At 74.7% G+C, this 23,764-nt stretch carries 11 protein-coding genes; 9 read left to right on the top strand and 2 right to left on the bottom strand.

Features of this window, described 5'->3' with window-relative positions:
- On the bottom strand, nucleotides 1-393 hold the full coding sequence (locus CLV72_RS22160) for a VOC family protein (protein ID WP_106249779.1): 393 nt from the start codon (nucleotides 391-393) through the stop codon (nucleotides 1-3).
- A 226-nt stretch (nucleotides 394-619) separates the two neighbouring features.
- Between CLV72_RS22160 and CLV72_RS22155 the strand changes: the two genes are divergently transcribed.
- The 7 genes from CLV72_RS22155 to CLV72_RS22125 all read left to right on the top strand — a co-directional run bounded on the left by CLV72_RS22155 (nucleotide 620) and on the right by CLV72_RS22125 (nucleotide 19,839).
- A complete protein-coding gene (locus tag CLV72_RS22155) occupies nucleotides 620-9,802 on the top strand; it encodes an amino acid adenylation domain-containing protein (protein WP_170141072.1) in 9,183 nt (3,060 codons plus the stop codon).
- 83 nt (nucleotides 9,803-9,885) lie between these two features.
- Nucleotides 9,886-13,089, top strand: a complete 3,204-nt coding sequence (locus CLV72_RS22150) for a non-ribosomal peptide synthetase (RefSeq protein ID WP_106249775.1) — start codon at nucleotides 9,886-9,888, stop codon at nucleotides 13,087-13,089.
- Nucleotides 13,086-14,603 carry an argininosuccinate lyase gene (locus tag CLV72_RS22145; RefSeq protein ID WP_106249773.1) on the top strand — a complete coding sequence of 506 codons (1,518 nt, stop codon included), beginning with the start codon at nucleotides 13,086-13,088 and terminating at the stop codon, nucleotides 14,601-14,603. Before CLV72_RS22150 ends, CLV72_RS22145 begins: the two co-directional genes overlap by 4 nt.
- Nucleotides 14,600-15,505, top strand: a complete 906-nt coding sequence (locus tag CLV72_RS22140; protein ID WP_106249771.1) for a GHMP family kinase ATP-binding protein — start codon at nucleotides 14,600-14,602, stop codon at nucleotides 15,503-15,505. Before CLV72_RS22145 ends, CLV72_RS22140 begins: the two co-directional genes overlap by 4 nt.
- Nucleotides 15,506-15,527: 22 nt before the next feature.
- Nucleotides 15,528-17,789 (top strand): pyridoxal-phosphate dependent enzyme, encoded by a 2,262-nt coding sequence (locus CLV72_RS22135; protein WP_211303036.1) that lies wholly within the window; start codon nucleotides 15,528-15,530, stop codon nucleotides 17,787-17,789.
- The gene (locus CLV72_RS22130; RefSeq protein WP_106249768.1) at nucleotides 17,786-18,859 is read left to right on the top strand and encodes a GntG family PLP-dependent aldolase; all 1,074 of its coding nucleotides are present in this window, start codon (nucleotides 17,786-17,788) and stop codon (nucleotides 18,857-18,859) included. The genes CLV72_RS22135 and CLV72_RS22130 overlap by 4 nt, the downstream gene beginning before the upstream one ends.
- Nucleotides 18,856-19,839: a TauD/TfdA family dioxygenase gene (locus CLV72_RS22125; RefSeq protein ID WP_106249766.1), complete on the top strand. Its 984-nt coding sequence runs from the start codon at nucleotides 18,856-18,858 to the stop codon at nucleotides 19,837-19,839. Before CLV72_RS22130 ends, CLV72_RS22125 begins: the two co-directional genes overlap by 4 nt.
- Nucleotides 19,840-19,847: 8 nt before the next feature.
- On the opposite strand, the gene CLV72_RS22120 is transcribed toward CLV72_RS22125, so the two are convergent.
- Complete coding sequence (locus tag CLV72_RS22120) at nucleotides 19,848-20,612, bottom strand: sulfotransferase-like domain-containing protein (RefSeq protein ID WP_106249763.1); 765 nt, start codon at nucleotides 20,610-20,612, stop codon at nucleotides 19,848-19,850.
- Nucleotides 20,613-20,769: 157 nt separating this feature from the next.
- Between CLV72_RS22120 and CLV72_RS22115 the strand changes: the two genes are divergently transcribed.
- On the top strand, nucleotides 20,770-23,076 hold the full coding sequence (locus tag CLV72_RS22115; protein ID WP_146159524.1) for a M28 family peptidase: 2,307 nt from the start codon (nucleotides 20,770-20,772) through the stop codon (nucleotides 23,074-23,076).
- Nucleotides 23,077-23,166: 90 nt separating this feature from the next.
- Nucleotides 23,167-23,763 carry a hypothetical protein gene (locus CLV72_RS22110; RefSeq protein ID WP_211303035.1) on the top strand — a complete coding sequence of 199 codons (597 nt, stop codon included), beginning with the start codon at nucleotides 23,167-23,169 and terminating at the stop codon, nucleotides 23,761-23,763.
- The last annotated feature ends 1 nt before the right edge of the window (nucleotide 23,764 follow it).

Here is a 23,764-nt window from a genome sequence, read left to right as displayed (position 1 = left end):
TCAATCCTCCCAGGGCAGGATGTCGAACTCGTTGCCCTCGGGATCGGCCAGGACCACCCAGTCCTCGACCCGGGCCACCTCGCGGGCACCGAGTTCGATGACCCGCTTGATCTCGCCCTCCATATCGGGAGCGTGCAGGTCCAGGTGGACGCGGTTCTTGGCCGCCTTGGGCTCGGGCACCCGGTTGAAGAAGTACCTGGTCCCCTGGCCGCTGACCGGGCGCACCAGGACCTGGGGATCGTCCTCAGGGTCGTCGTAGCCCTGCCGGCGCAGCTCGGCGAGGTCGTCCTCGTCATAGGGGGCCACTTCGTAGCCGTCCAGGACCGCCGCCCAGAAACGGGCCAGTGAGGCGGGATGACGGCAGTCGAAAACGATATCGCGCAGCTTCGCCATGCCGCCGATTGTAGTCACCGGGCCGGGGCGATCGCAGGATTATCGCGGCGGCTCGGTGTGCAACCGATCAGGTGTTTTCGAATGGTGCTGCTGTTAGCCTCCACGCAGCACGCAATTCGGGCGGCGGTATCCGATCGGGGCGGCGCAGCGGCCGAGCAGGTAAAGCGCCACCGTAATGCGACGCGGAATACCGGCGGCCAATCCGGTACGCACGGATTTATCCCTGGTGGCCAACCCGGAAGAGATGATTCCTATGACGGTGAACGGCTGGGGCGGCGGCGCCTCGTCGCGTCCGGCCGCCGCTGACCGGCCGGAGCGGATCCCGCTCTCCTTCGCGCAGCAGCGGCTGTGGTTCCTCGCCCAGCTCGAAGGCCCCAGCGCCACCTACAACATCCCGGTGGTGCTCCGCCTGAGCGGATCGGTCGATTCCGACGCGCTGGAGCAGGCGTTCCAGGACGTCGCCGAGCGGCACGAGCCGCTGCGCACCGTGTTCGAGGCGCCGGAGGGGGAGCCCTACCAGCGCATCCTGGGGATCGAGGAGTGCGGCCGCTGGCTGGAGGTGCGGCCGTGTACACCTGAGTCGCTGCCCGAGCGGGTGCGCGAGGCGTCGGGCCGGCCCTTCGACCTCGACAGGCGGCCGCCCTTCCGCGCCTGGCTGTTCACCCTGGCGCCGGACCAGGGCGTGCTGGTGCTCGTCCTGCACCACATCGCCGGGGACGGCTGGTCGATGGGGCCGCTGACGCGCGACCTGATGACCGCCTACCAGGCGCGCGCCGAGGGGCGCGCCCCCGGCTGGGAGCCGCTGCCGGTGCAGTATGCCGACTACGCGCTCTGGCAGCGCGAGAGCATGGACGGCGGCGGGATCGCCGAGCAGCTGGACTACTGGACCGACGCGCTGGCCGATATGCCGACGCATCTGGGCCTGCCCACCGACCGCCCCCGGCCCGCGGTGGTCAGCGGCGCCGGAGACGCCGTCCACTTCTCCATTCCCGAAGCCACTCACCGGCGGCTGGCGGAGTTCTGCCGCGAGCGCGATATCACTCCGTTCATGGCGCTGCACGCGGTGTTCACCGCGCTGCTGCACCGGCTCGGCGCGGGCGACGACATCGTGCTGGGCACGCCGATCGCGGGACGCACGGACGAGGAGCTGTGGGACCTCGTCGGCTTCTTCGTCAACACCCTGGTGCTGCGCACCGACCTGTCCGGCGATCCCTCCTTCGACGAGCTGCTGACCCTGGTGATGGAGACCGACCTGCTCGCCTACGCGCACGCCGACGTGCCGTTCGAGCACCTCGTCGAGGCGCTGCGCCCGGTCCGCTCCGTCGACCGGCACCCGCTGTTCCAGGTCATGCTCGCCTTCCACACCGAAGCGGCGGTGCCGGAGTTCAGCCTCGGCGGCGTCGAAGTGCGGCCGGAGCCGGTGGACCTGCCGGTCGCCAAGTTCGACCTGTCGCTGCTGCTGCAGGAGCACCGCTCGGCGGCCGGCGAGCCCGCCGGCATCGCGGCCTCGCTGGAGTTCGCCACCGACCTGTTCGAGCGGGAGGGCGTCGAGCGGATGGCGCGCCGGCTGCTCGGCGTGCTCGACCAGATGGTCGGCGATCCCGCGCTCCCGCTGTCGCGCGTCCAGGTACTGCTGCCCGACGAGAAGGAACTGCCGGCCCGCCACAAGCCCGCACCCCAGCCCGGCTACCCGGCTCCGGGCGGGCGGCCCGAACGGCGCGCGCCGGCCGGAGCGGTGGAGGCGGCGCTGTGCGAGCTGTTCGGCGAGGTGCTCGGCCGCACGGACGTCGGACCCGACGACGACTTCTTCGAGCTGGGTGGGCACTCCCTGCTGGTGATCCGGTTGATCAGCCGGGTCCGTTCCGTGCTGGCAGCCGAACTCGACGTGGTCCAGGTCTTCCAGCGTCCCACCCCGGCGGCCATGGCCGAACTGATCAACGCGGCGAAGGCGCCCACCGGCGGCGCCTCGTCGCGTCTGACCGCCGCTGACCGGCCGGAGCGGATCCCGCTCTCCTTCGCGCAGCAGCGGCTGTGGTTCCTCGCCCAGCTCGAGGGTCCCAGCGCCACTTACAACATCCCGGTGGTGCTGCGGTTGAGCGGTTCGGTCGACGCAGCCGCGCTGGAGCAGGCGTTCCAGGACGTCGCCGAGCGGCATGAGCCGCTGCGCACCGTGTTCGAGGCGCCGGAGGGGGAGCCCTACCAGCGGATCCTCGGGGTGGCGGAGTGCGGCCGCTGGCTGGAGGTGCGGCCATGTGCACCGGAGCTGCTGGCCGAGCGGGTGCGCGAGGCGGCGGCCTGGCACTTCGACCTCGGCGCACGGCCTCCGTTCCGCGCCTGGCTCTTCCCGGTGGCGCCGCAGGAGTGCGTGCTGGTGCTCGTCCTGCACCATATCGCCGGGGACGGCTGGTCGATGGGGCCGCTGACGCGTGACCTGATGGCCGCGTACCAGGCGCGCACCCGCGGGGAGGCCCCGGGTTGGGAGCCGCTGCTGGTGCAGTACGCCGACTACGCCCTGTGGCAGCACGAGCGGCTGGGCGACGGCGGGATCGCCGATCAGCTGGACTACTGGACCGACGCCCTGGCGGATATGCCGACGCATCTGGGTCTGCCCACCGACCACCCCAGGCCCGCGGTGGTCGGCGGCGGTGGGGACACCGTCCACTTCTCCATTCCCGAAGCCACTCACCGGCGGCTGGCGGAGTTCTGCCGCGAGCGCGACGTCACCCCCTTCATGGCGATGCACGCGCTCTTCGCGGTCGTGCTGCACCGATTGGGCGCCGGTGACGACATCGTGCTGGGCACGCCGATCGCCGGGCGCACGGACGAGGAACTGTGGAGCCTGGTCGGCTTCTTCGTCAACACGCTGGTGCTGCGCACGGACCTGTCAGGGGACCCGTCGTTCGAGGACGTCGTGGCCCGGGTGATGGAGACCGACCTGCTCGCCTACGCGCACGCCGATGTGCCGTTCGAGCATCTGGTGGAGGCGCTGCGCCCGGTGCGTTCGGTCGACCGGCACCCGCTGTTCCAGGTCATGCTCGCCTTTCACACCGAGGCGGCGGTGCCGGAGTTCAGCCTCGGCGGCATCGAGGTGCGGCCGGAGCCGGTGGACCTGCCGGTCGCCAAGTTCGACCTGTCGCTGCTGCTGCAGGAGTACCGGTCGGAGAAGGGCGAGCCCGCCGGCATCGCGGCCTCGCTGGAGTTCGCCACCGACCTGTTCGAGCGGGAGAGCGTCGAGCGGATGGCTCAGCGGCTGCTCGGCGTGCTCGACCAGGCGCTCGGCGATCCGGCCGTCCCGCTGTCGCGCGTCCAGGTGCTGCTGCCCGACGAGACGGAACTCCCGGCCCGCCACACCGCCGCCCCCGAGCCCGGCTACCTCGCCGGGGCCGGACGCCCCGAACGGCGCGCGCCGGCCGGAGCCGTGGAGGCGGCGCTGTGCGAGCTGTTCGGCGAGGTGCTCGGCCGCACGGACGTGCGGCCCGACGACGACTTCTTCGCGCTGGGCGGGCACTCGCTGCTCGTGGTCCGCCTCATCAGCCGGGTCCGCGCCGTGCTCGGAGCCGAACTCGACGTGGTCGAGGTCTTCCAGCGGCCCACCGTGGCCGCCATGGCGGAGCTGGTCGGCGCGGCGCGGACACGCACCGGCGGCCGGCCCCCGCTGGCCCCCCGCGAGCGGCCCGAGGAGGTCCCGCTCTCCTTCGCGCAGCGCAGGCTGTGGTTCCTCAAGCAGATCGAAGGTCCCAGCGCCACCTACAACATCCCGGTCGCGGTCCGCCTGCACGGCCGGGTCGACGCCGCCGCGCTGCGCGCCGGCCTGGCCGACGTGGCGGCCAGGCACGAGTCGCTGCGCACGGTCTTCCCGGTGCGCGACGGCCGCCCCTTCCAGCGGGTGCTGCCCGCCGACGAGGCCAGGCCCGCCCTTGAGGTGCGGCACTGCGCCGAAGACGAACTGCCCGGCCTGGTCGACGCGGCCGCCGCGGTCGACTTCGACCTCGCCGCCGACCTACCGCTGCGCGCCGCGCTGCTCACGCTCCGCCCTGACGAGCACGTCCTCGTGCTGGTCGTGCACCACATCGCCGGGGACGGCTGGTCGATGGGGCCGCTGATCCAGGACCTCTCGCTGGCCTGCGCCGCCCGGCTGCGCGGGCAGGCCCCCGACTGGGAGCCGCTGGCGGTGCAGTACGCCGACTACACGCTCTGGCAGCACGAGTGGCTGGGCGACGGCAGCGGGCCCAGCCCGGTGCTGGAGCGGCAGACCGACTTCTGGACCCGGGCCCTGGCCGGCCTGCCCGAGCAGATCGCGCTCCCGGTCGACCGGCCCCGTCCGGCGGTGGCCGGGCACAGCGGCGACACCGTGGACTTCACCGTGCCCGCCGAGCTGCACACCGGCCTGGTGAAGCTGGCGCGCGCGCACGGGGCCACCTCCTTCATGACCCTGCAGGCCGCCTTCGCCGTACTGCTGGCCAAGATGGGCGCGGGCACCGATATCGCCATCGGCTCGCCGACCGCGGGACGCGGCGACGAAGCGCTCGAACCGCTGGTCGGCTTCTTCGTCAACACCCTCGTGCTGCGCACCGACCTGTCCGGCGACCCCGACTTCACCGAGGTGCTCGCCCGGGTCGTGCGCGCCGACCTGGCCGCCTTCGACCACCAGGACGTGCCCTTCGAGTACCTGGTTGAGCGGCTCAACCCGGCCCGCTCCACCGCCCGCCACCCGCTGTTCCAGGTGATGTTCCAGCTCAACCCGGCCGCGGTGGCGCCCGGCTCGGTCGAGATCGCCGGCACCCGCGTCACTCAGGAGCCCTTCCGCACCCGGACCGCCAAGTTCGACCTCAACCTGGCGGTCCGCGAGGACTGGGACGCCGACGGCGGGCCGGCCGGGCTGGCGGGCTCCCTGGAGTACGCGACGGAGCTGTTCGACCGGCGCACCGCGGCCGCGCTCACCGCGCGGCTGGTGCGGGTGCTCGAACAGGTCGCGGCGGACGCCGCCGTGCGGCTCAGCGGGATCGACGTGGCGCTGCCCGGCGATCCGGGCACGGCCGACTGGCGCGCCACCGCCCGCGCCGTCCCGGAGCGCACAGCCGTCCAGCTCTTCGAGGAGCAGGCCGCCCGCACCCCCGACGCCGCCGCGCTCACCTTCGCCGGCCAGACCCTCTCCTACGCCGAACTGGACCGGCAGGCGAACCGGCTGGCCCGGCTGCTCGCCGAGCGCGGTGCCGGCCCCGAGGACTTCGTCGCCCTGCTGCTGCCCCGCTCGGTCGAACTGGTCACCGCCCTGCTCGCCGTGCTCAAGACCGGGGCGGCCTACCTGCCGCTCGACCCCGCGGGCCCGGGGCGGCGCACCGCCGCGCTGCTCGACGACGCGCGGCCGCGGGTGCTCGTCGCACTGGAGGGTACGGCTGAGCCGCTGCCCGAGGCGGCCGCGGCCGGAGCGCTGCTACTGGACGCGCCCGATGTGCGCTCCGCGCTGGCGGCCCGCTCCGCCCGCCCGCTCGCCGGCGCCGAGCGCACCGCCGCGCCCGACCCGGGCCAGGCGATGTACCTGATCTACACCTCGGGCTCCACCGGGCGGCCCAAAGGCGTGGTCAACGCGCACCGCGGCGTGGTGAACCGCCTCAGCTGGATGGTGGACGCCTTCGGGCTCGGCCCCGGAGACGCCCTGCTCAACAAGACCCCCTACACCTTCGACGTCTCCGTCTGGGAGCTGTTCACCCCGCTGGTCTGCGGCGCCCGGCTGGTGCTGGCCGAACCGGACGCCCACCGCGACCCGGCCAGGCTGTCGGAGGTGATCCGCGCCGAGCAGGTGACCGTCACGCAGTTCGTGCCGTCGATGCTGCGGGCCTTCCTGTCAGCCGAGGACCTGGGCGCCTGCACGTCCCTGCGCGCGGTGGTCTGCAGCGGCGAGGCGCTCACCCCGGACCTGGTCAGGGCCGCGCAGCGCGGCGGTGCGGCACCGCTGCACAACCTCTACGGCCCTACCGAGGCCGCGATCGAGGTCAGCCACTGGCCCTGCGCGGTGGACGACCCGGGGCCGGTGGTGCCGATCGGCCGGCCCATCGACAACACCGGACTGTACGTGGTGGATCCCTCAGGCGGACTCGCCCCCGCGGGGGTGGCCGGCGAGCTGATGATCTCCGGGCTCCCCGTGGCGCGCGGCTACCTGGGCCGGCCGGGCAGGACCGCTGAGCTGTTCGTGCCCGACCCCTTCGGGCCGGCCGGCTCCCGCGCCTACCGCACCGGCGACGTGGCCCGCCGCCGCTGGGACGGCGCGATCGAGTACCACGGCCGGCTCGACCACCAGGTGAAGATCCGCGGCTTCCGGATCGAACTCGGCGAGGTCGAGGCCGCCCTGGAGGAGCACCCCGGCATCGCGGCCGCCGTCGTGGTGGTGGCCGGCGACCAGGAGCGCAGGCGGCTGGCCGGCTACGTGGTGCCGGCCGGCCCCGGTGAGCTGGACACCTCCGCGGTCCGCCGCTTCCTGTCCGAGCGGCTGCCCGAGTACATGGTGCCCGCGGCACTGGCCGTGCTGCCCGAACTGCCGCTGACGTCCAGCGGGAAGGTCGACCGGGCCAGGCTGCCGGCCGTCGCGACGGCGGAATCCGGGCGGCGGCGGGCGCGCACCGAGCGGGAGCGGCTGCTGTGCGAACTCTTCGCCGACGTGCTCGACCTGCCCGATGTGGGCGCCGACGACGACTTCTTCGCGCTGGGCGGCCACTCTCTGCTCGCGGTTCGGCTGGTGGGCCTGGCGCGCAGCGTCCTCGGTGCCGAGCTTCCCGCCGCGGCCGTGTTCCGCGCCCCCACGCCGGCCGCGCTGGCCGCCGAGATCGAGGCCGCCGAGCGCGCCGGCGCTCCGCGCCCGGCGCTGGCCAGGCGCGAGCGGCCGCAGCGGCCGCCGCTGTCCCACGCGCAGCAGCGACTGTGGTTCCTGGCCAGGCTCGAAGGGCCGAGCGCCACCTACAACATCCCGCTGGCGCTGCGGCTGGACGGCCCCGTGGACGCCGCGGCGCTGCGCGCCGCGCTCGCCGACCTGGCGGCCCGCCACGAGACGCTGCGCACCGTCTTCCCCGCGCCCGGCGGCCGCCCCTACCAGCAGGTGCTGGAGCCCGGCCTGGCCGAGCCGCCGCTGACCGAGGCCGACTGCACCGAGGACGGCCTGGCCGACGCGATCGCGGCCGCCGCCGACACCCGCTTCGCCATCGAGTCCGAGCCGCCGCTGCGCGCCTGGCTGCTCACGCTGGATCCGCGGCGGCATGTGCTGGTGCTCGTCCTGCACCACATCGCCGGCGACGTGCTGTCGATGGAGCCGCTGCTGCGCGACCTGGGCGCCGCCTACCGGGCCCGGTGCGCCGGCACCCGGCCCGACTGGGAGCCGCTCCCGGTGCAGTACGCCGACTACACGCTCTGGCAGCGGGAACTGCTGACGGGCGGCGAGGAGGGGGACGACCCAGACGCCGGCGGGGGAGCGGACGGCCGGGAGAACGGGGCCGGCGGGGTGCTGCGCGGCCAGGTGGAGTACTGGACCGAGCAGCTCGCCGACCTGCCGGAGCCGCTGCCGCTGCCCACCGACCGGCCCCGTCCCGCGGCCGTCAGCTACCGGGGCGACCACGTCGCCTTCGGCATCTCCGCCGATCTGCACACCCGGCTGCGGGCGCTGGTCCGGTCGAGCAGGGCCACGTCCTTCATGGCGGTGCAGGCCGCCTTCGCCGCGCTGCTGAGCCGGCTCGGCGCCGGCACCGACATCCCCATCGGCGCCCCGTCCGCCGGACGCGGCCACGAGCTGCTGGACGGCCTGGTCGGCTTCTTCGCCAATACATTGGTGCTGCGCACGGACCTGTCCGGCGATCCCACCTTCACCGAACTGCTCGACCGGGTCAGGGAGACCGACCTGGCCGCCTACTCCAACGCCGACCTGCCGTTCGAGCACCTGGTGGAGGCGGTCAAGCCGGTCCGCACCACCGCGTGGAACCCGCTGTTCCAGGTGATGCTGGCCTTCAACGCCGGAGTCGGCGCGGCCGAGCAGCACCTGGGCGGCGCGCGGGTCGGCTTGGAGCCGGTGCGCGCGACGACCGCCAAGTTCGACCTGACGCTCAACGTGCACGAGGCCTTCGCCCACGACGGCCGCCCCGAAGGCATCTCAGGGGTGCTTGAGTACGCGACGGACCTGTTCGAGCGGCGCACGGCCGAGCGGATGACCGCCCGCCTGGTGCGCGTGCTCGAACAGGTGAGCGCCGATCCCGGCATCCGGCTGAGCCGCATCGACGTGCTGCTGGCCGGCGAGCGCACCGCGGCGGGGCGGCCGGCTCGGGCCGCCCAGAGGCCGGCGGCCGCACGCGGCACCGCGACGGCGCCGGCGCCGGTGCCGCCACGGGAGCGCCGGCCGCCGCGCACCCCGGACGAGACCCTGCTGTGCTCGGTCTTCGCCGAGGTCCTCGAACGGCCCCAGGTCGGCGTCGATGACGGCTTCTTCGAGCTCGGCGGCCACTCCCTGCTGGTGGTGCGGCTGGTCGAGCGGGTCCGCGAGGTCATGGGCGTGGAGCTGGCGGTCGCCGACGTGTTCCGCTCCCCGACCCCGGCGGGACTGCTCGGCGAGCGCGGCGCCGGAGGCGATCCGCTGGACCCCCTGCTGCCGCTGCGCACCGCGGGCGAGGCGCCCCCGCTGTTCTGCGTCCACCCCGCGCTCGGTCTGAGCTGGTGCTATGCCGGACTGGTCAGCCGCATCGGCACCCGGTACCCGGTCTACGGGCTCCAGTCGAGCCGGCTCACCGGCGTACGGCCTCCCCGCGAGACGGTCCAGGCGGTCGCGGCCGACTACCTGGAGCGCATCCGCGGCGTCCAGCCGTCAGGCCCGTACCACCTGCTCGGCTGGTCCTTCGGCGGCCTGGTAGCGCATGCCGCGGCCACCCGGCTGCGGGCCGAAGGCGAGCACGTCGCCCTGCTGGCGCTGCTGGACGCCTACCCGGACCAGCCCCTGGACGCGCGGCCCGGATCGTGGCCCGCGATCCTGCCGGACCTCCTCGGCGGCACCCGCGCCGCGCGGCGCGTGCTGGCGCGCCACCCGCGGCGCCCTGCCCCGGCCGAGTTGGCCCGCCTGGTGGCCAGGTACAACCCGCCGCTGGCCGCGCTGTCCACGGAGCAGATCGCGGCGCTCACCGACACGCTCGGGGCGCACACCGCCATGATGGCGGCCTTCGCCCCTGAGCGCTTCGACGGGGACGTGCTGTTCTTCAGCGCCGACCGGAACCGGCGCGGACGCCCGGCGCCCGCCGACGCGTGGCGCCCCTATGTCGAGGGCGCGGTGCTCGACCACCCGGTCGACTGCGCCCATCTGGAGCTGGCCTCTCCCGAGGCCCTGGACAGGATCGCGCCGGTGCTGACTCGGCACTTGGACGCAGTGGGAAAGGAAGGTGGGTGACCAGTGAGGCCGAAGGCCGCAGCGCTGCGCGCTACCCCTGGAGGCGGCGCGGACCCCGGCGCGCCGAGGCGCGGTGAGGCCCGGTGACCACCGAGCTGCTCGCGCATACCGGCCCGCGCCGGGCCGACCACGACGAGACCTGCCGTACCCGCCTGCCCGACTGGCTCCCGGCGGCCGAGCCGCCCGGTTCAGGACGGCACACCGCCGAGGTGCCCGCCGGCCTGGCGCGAGCGGTGCGCGAGCTGGCGGCGCGGGAGGGGACGTCAACGGACGCCGTGCTGCTCGCCGCGCACACCAAGGTGCTGAGCGTGCTCACCGGCGAACCGTGGATCGCGGTCGGTGTGGCCGAGGGCGCGGTCCGCCGCGGTGTGGCGGTCGAGGTGCCGGGCGGCAGCTGGTCGGAGCTGGTGCGCACGGCGTCCGCCGCACTGGAGGCCGCCGGCGCAGGGGCCGAGGCACCCGCCGCCGACTACGACACGCTGCTCGACCGCGGCCCTGACCCCGCCGGCGATGCGCAGGCCGGATTGGTGCTCCACGTCGACCTGGGCGAGTGTCCCCGGATCAGTGTCGGATACCCGCCTGAGCGCTTCAGCGCCGACTACGCCGCACGCGTCGCCGGATACCACCTGACGGCGCTGAAGGCCATGACCGCCGAGCCCGAAGCGCCGCACGCCGACACCGCGCTGCCGGACGCCGACGAGACCGAAGCGCTGGTGCGCGCCCAGGAACGGAACTTCGCCGAGCTGCCCGACGTGCGCGCCCACGAACTGGTGGCCGAGCAGGCGCGCCGTACCCCGGACCGCCCCGCCCTCACCTTCCAGGGCACCACCTGGAGCTACGCCGAACTCGACGCCTGCGCCAACCGCATCGCGCACCGGCTGCTCGCCGACGGGCCGCTGCGCGAAACCGTCGTCGCGGTGCTGACCGAGCGCACGCTCGAATGGGCGGCCGCGCTGCTGGCCGTCCTCAGGGCCGGAGGCGTCTACCTGCCCGTCGACCCGGCCTATCCGCCCGAGCGGATCGGCACGCTGCTGACGCAGAGCGGCTGCCGCTCCGTGCTGGCCGCCGAGGGGCACGACGAGCACCTCGCGGACGCGCTCGCCGCCGGCCACGCGCCCGCGGTCCGGGTCATCCCGCTCAGCGCCGCCGCGCACACCGCCGGGCCGGACACCGACCCCGGTGTGCGGGTCGAGGCCGGCCAAGCCGCCTACATCTACTTCACCTCCGGCTCCACCGGCACGCCCAAGGGCGCCGTCTGCGAGCACCTGGGCATGTCCAACCACCTGAGGGCCAAGATCCACGACCTGGAGCTGTCGGCCGCCGACACCGTGGTGCAGAGCGCGCCGCTGTGCTTCGACATCTCGCTGTGGCAGCTCATGGTCCCGCTCACCACCGGCGGCCGCGCCGTGATCGTGAGCGATGCGGAGATTCTCGACGTCGGGACCTTCCTCGACCGGATCCGCGCCGAGCGCGCGACCGTCGTCCAGCTCGTCCCGTCCTACCTCGATATCGTGCTCGCCGAACTGGAGGCCAGGCCGCGTCCGCTGCCCGCGCTGCGGTGCGTCTCGGTCACCGGCGAGGCGGTCGGCAAACCGCTGGTGCAGCGCTGGCTGGCCCGCTATCCGGACGTCTTCCTGGTCAACGCCTACGGCGCCACCGAGGCGTCGGACGACACCACCCACGCCGTCATCCGCTCCGTCCCGCCGCAGCGGCTGGTCCCGGTGGGCCGGCCGGTCACCAACGCGGCGGTCTACGTGGTCGACGAGCGGCTGCGGATGGTGCCGCCCGGGGCACCCGGCGAGGTCGTCTTCTCCGGACCCTGCGTGGGCCGCGGCTACGTCAACGACCCCGAGCGGACCGGCCGCGCCTTTATCGACGACCCCTTCCGACCCGGCCGCCGCGCCTACCGGACCGGCGACTTCGGCCGCTGGCTGCCCGACGGCGAACTGGAGTTCCTGGGGCGGCGGGACGAGCAGATCAAGATCCGCGGCATGCGGGTGGAGATCGGCGAGGTGGAGAACCACATCCTGGACGTCGCCGGCGTGCGCACCGTTGCCGTGGTGGCGCGCAAGGCGGCCGGCGGAACCAGGCTCGCCGCGTTCTTCACCGGCGAGCCGACAGCGGCGGAGCTCACCACCGCCCTGCGCGCCACCCTCCCCGCGCACATGGTCCCCGCCGGCTGCTACCGGCTCGGCGAGCTGCCGGTGACCGAGAACGGCAAGATCGACAAGAAGGCACTGGCCGCGGAGGCCGAGCGGCGGGGTGCCTCCGCCGCGGCGGCCGCCGCCCCCGGTACCGAGGCCGAGCGCGCAATGGCGGTGCTCTGGGCCGAACTGCTGGGCTATGCGGTGGAGGACATCGGCGCCGACGATGACTTCTTCGCGCTGGGCGGCGACTCGCTGGCCGCGGTGCGGCTGGTGATGCGGCTGGACGGTGCGGTGTCGCTGGCCGACCTGATGCGCGAACCGACGCTGCGCGGCCTGGCCGCCGCGGCGGCGGGAGAGGACACCGGGGGTGCCGCGCAGCTGCTGCAGTCCCTCAGCCGGCCGGCCCGCCCGCTCGCCGTACTGCTCTGCGTGCCCGACGCGGGCGGCAACGCGGTCAACTTCCAGCGGTTCGCCCGCGCCCTCGCCTCCGGCCGGCTGGCGGTCTACGGGCTCGAACTGCCCGGGCACGACGTCGCCCGGGCCGATGAGGAGCCGGTCGAGCCCGAGCAGGCGGCCGCTCGGGCGGTGGCCGAGCTGGCCCGCCTGCTCGAGCTGCCGCTGGCCGTATGGGGCCAGGGCGCCGGAGCCGCGGTGGCGGTCGAGACGGCCAGGCAGGCGCACGCCCGCGGCCGGCAGGTGAGCGGCGTGTTCCTCGGCGGCCGGCTCCCCGGCGCGCAGCCGCCGGCCGGCCAGGTGGCCGACGAGGTGGTCCGGATGGACGACGACGAGGTCAAGGCGGTGCTGGCCGCCGGGGTCGGCTTCACCGAGCTGGACGATCTGCGGTCGGAGCGCTCCCGCGTGGTGGCCGCCGCCTACCGGCACGATGTCGTCAGCGATGCCCGCTACTTCGAGCGCTGGGGCGGCGGGCGCGCGGGACTGCCGGACGGGATCCCCGTCGTGGCAGTGCTGCCCGCCGGCCACCCGGCGAGCGGCGAAGCCGCCCCCGGCGTGGCCGTGGAGGAGCTGTCCGACCGGGAGGGCGGCCGGCCCGGGGACCTGTCTCCGGAGCGGGCTGCCGAGGTGGTGCTGCGCCACCTGTCCGGTCGGCTTGACCAGGCGCCGGCGGGAGCGGCCGGGTGAGCGGCACGGGCGCGGCGCCGCACCCGCCCGTCACCGGCCGGCTGGCCGAGGTGCCGCGCGGCATCGTGCACACCGAGGTCCTCGAACCCCAGTTCCGGTTCGAAGCCGAGCACCTGCTCGACCACTACGTGCACCTGGAGCGCGTCCTGCTGCTCGAATACCGGCGGATGGGGCTGATCGACCGAGCCCAGGCGGCCGGGATCGCCGCGGCGCTGGACGGGGTGGACGCCGGCACGCTGCGGGCCGACCCCGAGGCGAACCTCTCCGACATCTCCCTCGCGCTGGAGCGGCACGTCGCCGACCGGCTCACCGCGCCCGTCCCGGCCTGGCACGTCGACCGCAGCCGCAACGACGTCCAGGCCACCGCGCAGCTCATGTACGGCCGGGCGGAGCTGCTGCGGGCGGCCGGCCTCCTGGCCGGACTGGCGCGGGCGGCGCAGCGGACGGCGGCCGGGCTGACCGAGACGCCGATGCCCGGCTACACCCACCTGCAGGCCGCCCAGGTCATCAGCCCGGGCTTCTACCTGGCCGCCGTCTCCGAACAGGCCCTGTTCGCGCTGCGCCGGCTGCTGGCCGGCCACGACGACGCCAACCGCTGCCCGATGGGAGCCGGCGCCATGGCGGGCCAGCAGCTCGCCTGGGACCGCGAGCGGATCGCCCGGCTGGCCGGCTGCGACGGACCGCAGCGCCATGCGCTGACCGCGGTGGCGGGGCGGGACTGGGCCGCGGTGCTGGCCGGGGAGCTGTCGGCCTTCGCCGTGGTGCTGAGCAGGTTCACCACCGACTTCATGGCCTGGGCCGGCGAGGCCCACGGCTTCCTGGAACTGCCCGACTCCCTGGCCGGCGTCTCGGCGGCCATGCCGCAGAAGAAGAACTACCCCGTGCTCGAACGCGTGCGCGGCCGCTCGGCGCACGTGGTCGCGCTCGCCCACGACCTGCGGATCGCCACCCGCAACACCTCGTACTCCAACTCCGTCGAGGTGGGCAAGGAGGCGAGCCGGTACCTGTCCGAGCTGTTCGCGTCGTTCCGCTTCTGCGTCGCCCTGCTGACGGAGGCCATCGCGGAGATGCGCTTCCGGCCGGCCAGGATGCGCGCCGCCTGCGAGGCGGCGTTCACCGGCGGCATGGCGCTGGCCAACGAGCTGACCCTCGCATACGGCGTACCGTGGCGGACCGCGCAGACCATCGCGGGCGCCTACATCCGCGCCGCCCTCGAATCCGGCGGACCCGACGCCCGCGACGGCGCCCTGCTGGCCGGCTGCGCCGCCCGCCACGGCCACCGCGTCAGCGAGCCCGACGGCGTCCTGAAGCGCGCCTTCGATGTGGACCTGGCGCTGCGGCGCTTCACCTCCAGCGGATCGGCCCATCCCGACGAGGTCCGCGCGCTGCTGGCCGATCAGGCGGCCGAACTGGAGGCACTGGAGGCCGAGGTGGCCGCACGCGTGCGGCGGGCCGCGGACGCCGCCGCCGAAGTGCGCCGGCTGCTGGGCGGGCCGACCGGGGAGGACCGATGAACGGCACGGTGCGGGCGCCCTTCGCCCGCTTCAACCGCCTGGTCGGAGTGAGCAGCTGCTTCGGCACCTTCGGCGAGCTGCTGCAGGGCGCCGATCCCGACGGCACCGACTTCCTGGTGACGATGCCGATCGCCTGCTGGACCACGGTGCGCTTCACTCTGGAGCCCGACGTGCCCGGTATCCGGGTGTATCCCGCGCACAAGTACAAGGCGGTCCGCCTGGCCCGCGCGATGCTGTCGGAGGCCGGCTACGCGGGCGGCGGGCGCATCGTCGTGCACAGCGGCATCCCCGAGGGCAAGGGCCTGGCCAGCTCCACCGCCGACCTGGTGGCCACCGCCCGGGCGATCGCCAATACGCTGGGCACCCCGGTGGGGCCGCGCGCCGTGGAGCGGCTGCTGCGCGGGATCGAACCGAGCGACGGCGTCATGTACGACGCGGTGACGGCCTTCGACCACCGCAGGGTCGCCCTGCGGGGGGTGCTGGGCTCGCTGCCCGCCCTGACCATCGTCGCGCTCGACGAGGGCGGCGCCGTCGACACGGTCCGCTTCAACCAGCTGGCCAAGCCCTACACCGCGTCCCAGCGGCGCGAATACGCCGGGCTGCTCGACGCGCTCGCGGCCGCGGTCGCCGAACACGACCTGCGCACGGTCGGCCGCATCGCCACCCGAAGCGCCGAGCTGAACCAGCACCTGCACACCAAGCGCACCTTCACGCGCCTGCGCGCGGCCGCCGAGGAACTGGATCTGCTCGGCGTGCTCACCGCCCACAGCGGGACCGTGGCGGGACTGCTGATCGCCGACAGCGACCCCGACTACCGGAGCAAGCGCGACGCCGCCGAGCGGGCCTGCCTCGTCCTCGCCGGCAACGCGACCGTGTACCACTCGCTGGGTTTCCAGTGCTGAACCGAGACGGATGGGATGTGCGGTGACCGCCTTCGAGGACGTGGTGGCAGCGATCGGACACACGCCGCTGGTCCGGCTGCGGCTGGGCCGGGACGGCGTCAGGGTCTACGCGAAACTGGAAATGCAGAACCTCTACACCATGAAGGACCGCGTCGGACGGGAGATGGTCCTGGCGGCCAGGCGCAGCGGGGCGCTGCGGCCCGGGGCGCCCATCGTGGAGAGTTCGTCGGGGAGCATGGCGCTGGGCCTGGCCGTGGTCGGCCGGTCGCTGGGCCACGCCGTCCACATCGTCACCGATCCCCGCATCGACCCGATCACCTTCGCCAAGCTGCGCGCGCTCGGCTGCGAGGTGCACGTGGTGGCGGAGATGAACGGCGCCGGCTGGCAGGGCGCGCGACTGGAGCAGGTGGACCGCCTGCTCGAGCGGATGCCCGACGCCTTCTACCCCCGCCAGTACTCCAATCCGAACAACCCTGCCGCCTACGCCGCCCTCGCCGAGGAACTGCTGGCCGATCTGGAGTCGGTCGACGTCCTGGTCGGCAGTGTCGGCAGCGGCGGCTCCCTCTGCGGCACCGTGCGCGCACTGCGCCGGGCCGGGAGACGGGTGCGCGCGGTGGCCGTCGACTCGGTGGGCAGTGTGCTGTTCGGTGCCCAGCCCGACCGGCCGGGGCGCCTGCAGAGCGGCCTCGGCAACAGCCTCCACGTGCTCAACGTGGACCACGCGGTCATCGACGAGGTGCACTGGCTCAACGACCGCGAGGCGTTCCTCGGCACCCGCGAGCTCGCCGCCGAGCAGCAGCTCTTCGCCGGCAACACCGCCGGCTCGGTGTACCGGATCCTGCGCCAGGTGGTCGCCGAGGCGCCGCCGGGCAGCACCGTGGTGGGAATCCTGCCCGACCGCGGCGACCGCTATGTCGAGACCGTCTACGACGACGCCTACTGGGCCGCCAAGGGGGTGGACGCGCTGGAGGTGGCCGACGCGCCCAAGCCGGTCCGCTACGGCGAAGCCGTCACCGGCTGGTCCCGGGCCCGGCTGCGCGAGTACGGGGCGCCCGACCGGCTGGCCTTCGTGGAGTCCAACACGACAGGCAGCGGGATGGCCGCGCTGGCCAAGGCGCGCGAGATGGGGCTGCTCCCGGTCCTGTACGCGGCTGACCCGTCCAGGTACCCCGCCGCCGCGCAGGCCGGCGCCGAACTCGTCGAGCTGCGCACCGCCGACCCGGCGGCGCTCAGGGCCGCCCTCGCCGCGAGGCCGCTGGCCGGGCTGACCACTACCAGCGACTACTACGTGCAGGCTGTCGCCGAACTGGCCGGCGGGCTCGGCCTGCCCGGCAACAGCCCCGAGGCGGTGGCCTGGTGCCGGGACAAGTCGGCGACCCGGCGCAGGCTGGCCGAGTCCGGGGTGCCCCAGCCGGCCTGGCGGGTGGTGGAAGCCCCCGGTGAGGTGGCGGCGGCCGTGGCCGCGGTCGGCCTGCCGTGCGTCGTCAAGCCGGTGGACGACTCCGGTTCCTCCGGGGTGCGGCGCTGCGAGGACACCGCGTCGGCCGGGCGGCAGGTGGCCGCGATCCTCGCCAGGACCGTCAACGACCGCGGCCAGCCCACGGCGGGGCGCGCCCTCGTCGAGGAGTACGTCGAAGGGGCGGAGTTCAGCGTCGAGACCTTCAGCGCCGACGGCACCTGCACCGCGGTGGGCGTCACGGCGACCCGGATCGGGCCGGCGCCCTGGTTCGTGGAGATGGGGCACGCCTTCCCGGCCCGCACCGCGGACCTGCCGGACGCGGCCGAGCCGGCGCAGGTCGCCCGGCAGGCGCTCAAGGCGGTCGGCTACACCTGGGGGCCGGCCCACACCGAGCTGCGGCTGTGCCCCGGCCGCGGACCCGTCGTGCTGGAGATCAACGCCCGGCTGGCCGGCGGCATGATCCCCGAACTGGTGCGGCTCGCCCACGGCGTCGACCTGGTGCAGCAGCAGCTCTGCCTGGCCGTGGGCCGCCCGGTGCACCTGGCCGGGCGGCTCGCGCGGCACGCCGGGATCAGGTTCCTGACCGCCCCGGCCGAGGGCGTCCTCGCGGAGCCGACGGGCCTCGCGGCGGCCGCCGCGGTACCGGGCGTCACCGAGGCGGTGGTGACGCGCGCGCCGGGTGCCGTTGTGCGGCCGGCGCGCAGTGCGCTCGACCGGCTCGGCCACGTGATCGCGGTGGCCGATACCGCCGCAGAGGTCGAGCAGGCACTGGACGCCGCCGTCGCGTGCGTCCGACTCCGGGTGACGAGAGGAGACGAACGGTGATCGAACTGCGCAGCGACACCTTCACCCTGCCCACCGCGCGGATGCGGGCCGCCATGGCCGACGCCGAGGTCGGCAACGACGTCTACGGCGAGGATCCGACCGTGCGCCGCCTCGAGGAGCGGGCGGCCGAACTGCTGGGGGCGGAGGCGGCCTGCCTGACCCCCACCGGCACGATGGCCAACCTGTGCGCGATCCTCAGCTGGATCCCGCGCGGCGGCAAGCTGCTGTGCGGCGACGAGAGCGATATCTACCTGCACGAAGCGGGCGGCGCCTCGGTGTGCGGCAGCGCCGTCTACGCGCCGGTGCCCACCGGTGCCGACGGCTCGCTGAGCATCGGGGACCTGGCGGCGGCGCTGCCGGAGGACCCCGACGACCCGGAGTTCGCCCCGGCCGCGCTGATCTGTCTGGAGAACACCCACAACAGGCGCGGCGGCCGTCCGCTGGGCCCCGGGTACCTGGCCGGGGTCGCCGGCTTCGCACGCGAGCACGGACTCCCCGTCCACCTCGACGGCGCGCGGCTGTTCAACGCGGCCGTGAGCCTCGGCGTCGCCCCCGCCGAGTTGGCGCGGCACGCCGACTCCGCCCAGTTCTGCCTCTCCAAGGGGCTGGGCGCGCCGGTCGGGTCGGTCCTCACCGGCTCGGCCGCGTTCATCAGACGGGCCCGGCGGGTCCGCAAGATGCTGGGCGGTGGGATGCGGCAGTCCGGGGTGGTCGCGGCCGCGGGCCTGGTCGCGCTGGCGGAGTGGCCGCGGCTGGCCGAGGACCACGCACACGCCGCGCGCCTGGCCGCCGGACTGGCCGGGCTGCCGGGCGTCGAGCTGGACCCCGCGGCCGTGCGGACCAATATCGTCATCTTCCGGCTGACCGGGACCGCCCCCGGCCACGAGCGCTTCATCGCGCTGATGCGCGACCGCGGTGTCGCGCTGGCCGAACTCGGGCGGGGCCGGCTGCGCGCCGTCACCCATGCGGGCGTGTCCACCGCGGACGTCGACCGCGCGGTCGCCGCCGCGGCCGCGGTGCTGGACGAGGCGGCGGCCCGGGGGACCGCGTCCGGGGCGGTGGCCCGGTGACCGCGGTCCGGCCGGACGCGACGGCCGGCCCGGTGGAGCTGGAGCTGCCGGAGTCCGCGCGCACGAGCGTCGGCGCCGCGGCCGACTGGCTGGCCGCCCGCCGCGACCGGCTGCGCGAGGACCTGGCCGAGCGCGGTGCCGTCCTGGTGCACGGCGCACCGGTCCGGCTGCCGGCCCAGGCCGCCCGGCTCCGCGACGCGCTCATCGAGACGCCGACCGCTCCAGGGGAGTCCTTCGGTGCCCGCGAGGACCTGGGACGCAAGCTCTTCTCCGCCATCGACTGGCCGGCCGAGCGCGTGATGTGCCCCCAGCACGAGGAGAGCTACTCGCTCACCGTGCCGCGGGTGCTGCTCCTGGCCTGCCTGCGTCCCGCCCGCACCGGCGGCGAGACACTGCTCAGCGACGCCCGCACCCTGATGCGCGTGCTGCCCGATGAGATCACCGAGCGCTTCCGCCGGCACGGCTGGCGCATGTCGCGCACCTTCAGGGAGCGGATGGGCCTGTCCTGGCGCGCGGCCTTCGGAGTGGCCGACGCCGCGGAGCTGGACCGGCGGTGCGCGCGGGAGGGCATCGGGGTCGAGTGGCGGTCCGGGGGCGAGGTGCGCCTGACACGTCGCCGCGCCGCGGTGGTGCGCCACCCCGCCACCGGCGAGGAGTGCTGGTTCAACCACGCCGGCTTCTTCAACGAATGGGCACTCGACCCGCAGGAGCGCGAGGTGCTGGTCGCCGCCTTCGGCTCCGACGGGCTGCCGCTCAACACCCGCGCCGGCGACGGCGGCCCGCTCACCCGCGAGGACGTGCGGCGCATCGAGGACGCCTACGAGGCCAACGCGGTACCGGTGGCCTGGCGGGCGGGCGACCTGCTGCTCGTGGACAACATCGCGATGGCGAACGGCAGGCGCCCCTACACCGGGCAGCGGGTGATGGTGGAGGCGATGGGCGAGCCGGTCGCGCTCCCCGGCCCGCCGCCCGGCGGCTGAGCGGCGGCTCAGCCGGGAACGACCAGTCGGCGGTCGTGCAGCCTGCGGTAGAACGGCAGATGGTGATCGAGGTAGCCGGCCAGTAGCGCGTTGTTGTGCACCGTGTCCTGGTAGCCGGGCGCGGTGGCGGTGAAGCCGCTGGTCCGGCTGGTCGCCTCGTGCCAGGGGCGGGTGCCGCGCCACTCCGGCAGCAGCGAGGGGCGCCAGTTCAGCGCCTCGGGCCGGAAGCGCAGGCCGACCCGTGCGCAGTAGGCGCGCACGGTCTGCTCGGGACGGGCGATGAGGTCGTTGGAGTCGATCACCACCGGCTCGGCCCCGGTGGCGGCCGCGACGGCGTCGTAGATCTCCGCGAGGCGTTCGAAGCCGATATCGTCCCGCGTCACCCGTGGGTTCACCGCGAAGTGCGAGGCGATCGCGTCGGCGGGCTCGCGGATGATGAAGGTGTGCGCGCCCGCCCGCCAGAACTCCTCGTCGGCGAGCGCGGCAGCGTAGCGGAAATCGGTGGTGTCCTTGAAGAACACCCGCCGGTCCGCCGGCAGTCCACGCAGGCGCCGGATCAGCTCGGCCTCGTCGCGCACCTCCTCGCCGTCCACGACCGTGCGGCCGAAGTCGGCGACGTGGGAGAAGGGCTCGTGCAGCACGGTGTAGTCGCCGCGCTCCACCATCATGCGCAGGAAAGCGGTGGAACGTGACCGCGGCGCGCTCCACAGCCCGAGCAGCCGCGGCCCGGCGGACGGCGGCTGGGGGCGGCGGCCATCGTCAGGGCTGGTCATGCCCTGACGATAAGCCGGGAGCCGCGGGCGCGAAACGGCCGGTCGAACGGGGGCGCCGCGGTGTTCGAGCCGGCCATGGACGCCGTTCCGGCCGGGCACCGGCCCCTGGTACCGTCCCCGCCGTGGCCGCGCATCCGCACCTGTGGGAGTGGGCACCGTGAAACTCGTACCGGCCGTCCTGTGCCCGCTGGCGCTGCTGCTCGTGGCGGTGGCCGCCGTCCTCGACGTGCGGGCCGCCCCCGAGGCGCCGGCCGACGGCTCGCCCGGCGCCTTCTCCGTCGCCCGCGCCCGCGCCGACCTGGAAATGATCAGCGCGGAGCCGCACCCCACCGGTTCGGCGGCCAACGACCGGGTCGCCGATTCGCTGGTGCGGCGCCTGGACGAGCTGGGGCTGGACGCGTCGGTGCGGGAGCGGACCGCCGCGTCCAGCCCGCCGGGCTCCTCGCACGCCGTCGGCTGGGCCCGCAATGTGGTGGCGACGCTGCCGGGCGAGCGGCCCACCGGCCGGATCCTGCTGGTCGCCCACTACGACTCGGTGCCGACCGGGCCGGGCGCGGCCGACAACGGCATGAACGTGGCCGCCCTGCTGGAGATCGCCAGAGTCCTGGCGGACGGTGCGCCGCCGCGCAATGACGTGACCTTCCTGTTCACCGACAGCGAGGAGTTCCGGCTGCTGGGAGCCGAGGCGTTCCTCGGCGAACCCGAGGCGGAGCCGGAGCGGACCGTGGTGCTCAACCTCGACGCACGCGGAGTCCGCGGGCGCTCGGTGATGTTCGAGACCGGCGGGCACAGCGCCGGTCTGGTCCCCGCACTGGCCGACCGCGCGCCGGTGACCACCTCGCTGGCCGCCGACGTGTACGCGCTGCTGCCCAACGCCACCGACTTCACGGCCTTCCTCGGCGCCGGCTTCACCGGACTGAACTTCGCGGTCATCGAGGAGGGGGCCTGGTACCACACCGAACGCGACGTGCCGGCCCATGTCGACGACGCGACCATGCGCGACGTCGGTGAGGTGGTGCTGGCCGCCACCGGAAACCTGGCCGCCGCGGACCTGGCCGAGCTGCGCGACGAGGGCGAGGCCGCCTACTTCACCGTCTTCGGCCGCCTGGTGGTGCACGGCTCCGCGCTGGTACTGCCCTTCGCGCTGCTCGCGGCGGCGGTGGCGGCCGCCGCGGTGCTGTGGGCCCGCCCCGCGGTGCCGCTGCGCGAGCTGGGGCGCGCCTGCCTGGGGGTGCCGCTCGTCGTCCTGGCCGCCGCCGCGGCGGCCTGGGCCGGGTGGCAGGTGGTGCCGGCGCTCGCCCCGTGGCTGCGCGGATTCCCGCTCGGCGACCCGTACGGGGCCGAGGGGGCCAGGATCGGCCTCGCGGTCGCCGCGCTCGCCGCGGGCGGCGTCGCCGGAGCGTGGCTGCGCCGCCGCGTCCCCGGCATCGCCGTGGCGCTGGCAGCCGCGCTGTGGATGTGCGCGCTCGCCGTGGCCGCGGCCGTCTGGCTGCCCGGCGGCGGCTACCTGTTCACCTGGCCGGGCCTGGCCGCGGCGGTGGGGGCGGCCGCCGCGGCGCGCGCTCCGGCGGACTCCGCCTGGCGGCCGCTCGCGCTGGGCCTCGGCGGCCTGCCGTCGGCGCTGCTGCTGCCGCCGCTGGCCTGGCTGCTGGCCGCCGCGCTCGGCCTGGCCGCTGCCGCGGTGCCCGCCGCTCTGGTGGCGCTCGGCGTGCTCGCCTGCCTTCCCGAGGCGCCGCGGCGGCCGGCGGCGGAGCCGGGCCGGGCGGTACGCGCGACCCGGGCGGCGCTGCCGGTCGGCGCGGCCCTGATCGCCGTGGCCGCGCTGCTGTGGGTGAACCGCGCTCCGACCGCGGACACCCCGGCGCAGGCCGGACTGATGTACGCGCTGGACGCCGAAGAGGGCGGCGCCTACTGGGTGGCCGAGGGCGGCGCTCCCGACCCGTGGATCGACCTGCACACCGCGGGCCCCGCGCCCGAGTTGGAGCACCGCTTCCCCGACCTGTACTCCGAGACCGGGGTGCGCGCCGGCCCGGCGCCCGAGCTGGCGGTGCCCCGGCCGGAGCTGCGGGTCCTGGGGGAGCGGCCCGGCCCCGAAGGGGGGCGCCTCGTGCGCGTGCGGGTCTCGTCCGTGCACGGCCGGGCTCTCCAGCTCGCGCTCTACGCCGGCACGGGCGGCGGCGCCAGACTGGTGGAGGCGAGCGCCGGCGGGCAGCGCCTGACCGGCGGGGTGAACCGTCCGTTCACCGCGACGGAGTGGGACTGGGGCCTGCTGCTGTCCGCCCCGCCCACCGACGGCGTCGAGGTCGAGCTGGCGGTGCGGGGCTCGGAGCCGCTGCCGCTGATGCTCGTGGCGCAGAGCGCCGGGCTGCCCGAGGCGGGCCTGCGGGAGCCCCGCCCGCCGCACCTGATGTGGGGCGGCCCCTCGTCGGGGCTGTCCTACGCCTCGCGGGGTTTCGAGGTCTGAGCGCGCAACCGCGTATCCTGCGCGGTTGAACGCGTCGGCCGCAATTTGAACACGTTGGTCGTCAAAACATCCGGGTGTTACCGTCCGGATATGCCGTCGAGTGCGATCGATGAATCAGAAATCCGACCGGCGCTGGGACATCCATTTTCGCATGTCGATATCAGCGCCCACACGAACAGCGCCGGGTTCACCTTCGCGGACTCGACCGGCTCGGGTGCGATGAACGTCTGGCGGAACTCCCTGCCCGCGGAGGAGTTCCCCTCCGGTGAGCTGGTCATCGAGGGCGTGCCTTTCCACCCGCCGCGGCCGCGGCGGGGCGCCGACGACCACGTCACGTGTGACGGCCAGCTGCTCGCGGTGGCGGAGGGCGGCTACGACTGGCTCTATCTGCTGGCCTGCTCGGAACGCAGGGTGGAAGAGGAAATCGCGCTGCATTTCACCGGAGGGCAGGTCGACTTCGAGCCGCTGCGCGTTTCGGATTTCTGGGCCGCCGTACCGTTTTTCGGTGAGAGCGCCGCATTCACCTCCGCGGTGATGCACTATCCGCACCATGTGCAGCCCCGCGTGCCGGGGACGATCTGGTGCCAGCGGGTCCCGGTCGTCCGCAGGGCGCCGCTGGCCGCCGTCCGGCTGCCGCGCAACGCCGCCGTGCACGTCTTCGCCGCGACCCTGGTCCGGTGCGGCTGAC

The organism is Allonocardiopsis opalescens (assembly GCF_003002095.1).
In the GTDB taxonomy this organism is placed as follows: Bacteria; Actinomycetota; Actinomycetes; order Streptosporangiales; family Streptosporangiaceae; genus Allonocardiopsis; species Allonocardiopsis opalescens.
This window is presented reverse-complemented; position numbering and strand designations above follow the sequence as displayed.

What these genes read in the sequence shown, in the direction of transcription:
- CLV72_RS22160 (WP_106249779.1), bottom strand. Translation starts at nt 393, where the DNA reads ATGGCGAAGCTGCGCGATATCGTTTTCGACTGCCGTCATCCCGCCTCA.
- CLV72_RS22140 (WP_106249771.1), top strand. Translation starts at nt 14,600, where the DNA reads ATGAACGGCACGGTGCGGGCGCCCTTCGCCCGCTTCAACCGCCTGGTC.
- CLV72_RS22110 (WP_211303035.1), top strand. Translation starts at nt 23,167, where the DNA reads ATGCCGTCGAGTGCGATCGATGAATCAGAAATCCGACCGGCGCTGGGA.
- CLV72_RS22120 (WP_106249763.1), bottom strand. Translation starts at nt 20,612, where the DNA reads ATGACCAGCCCTGACGATGGCCGCCGCCCCCAGCCGCCGTCCGCCGGG.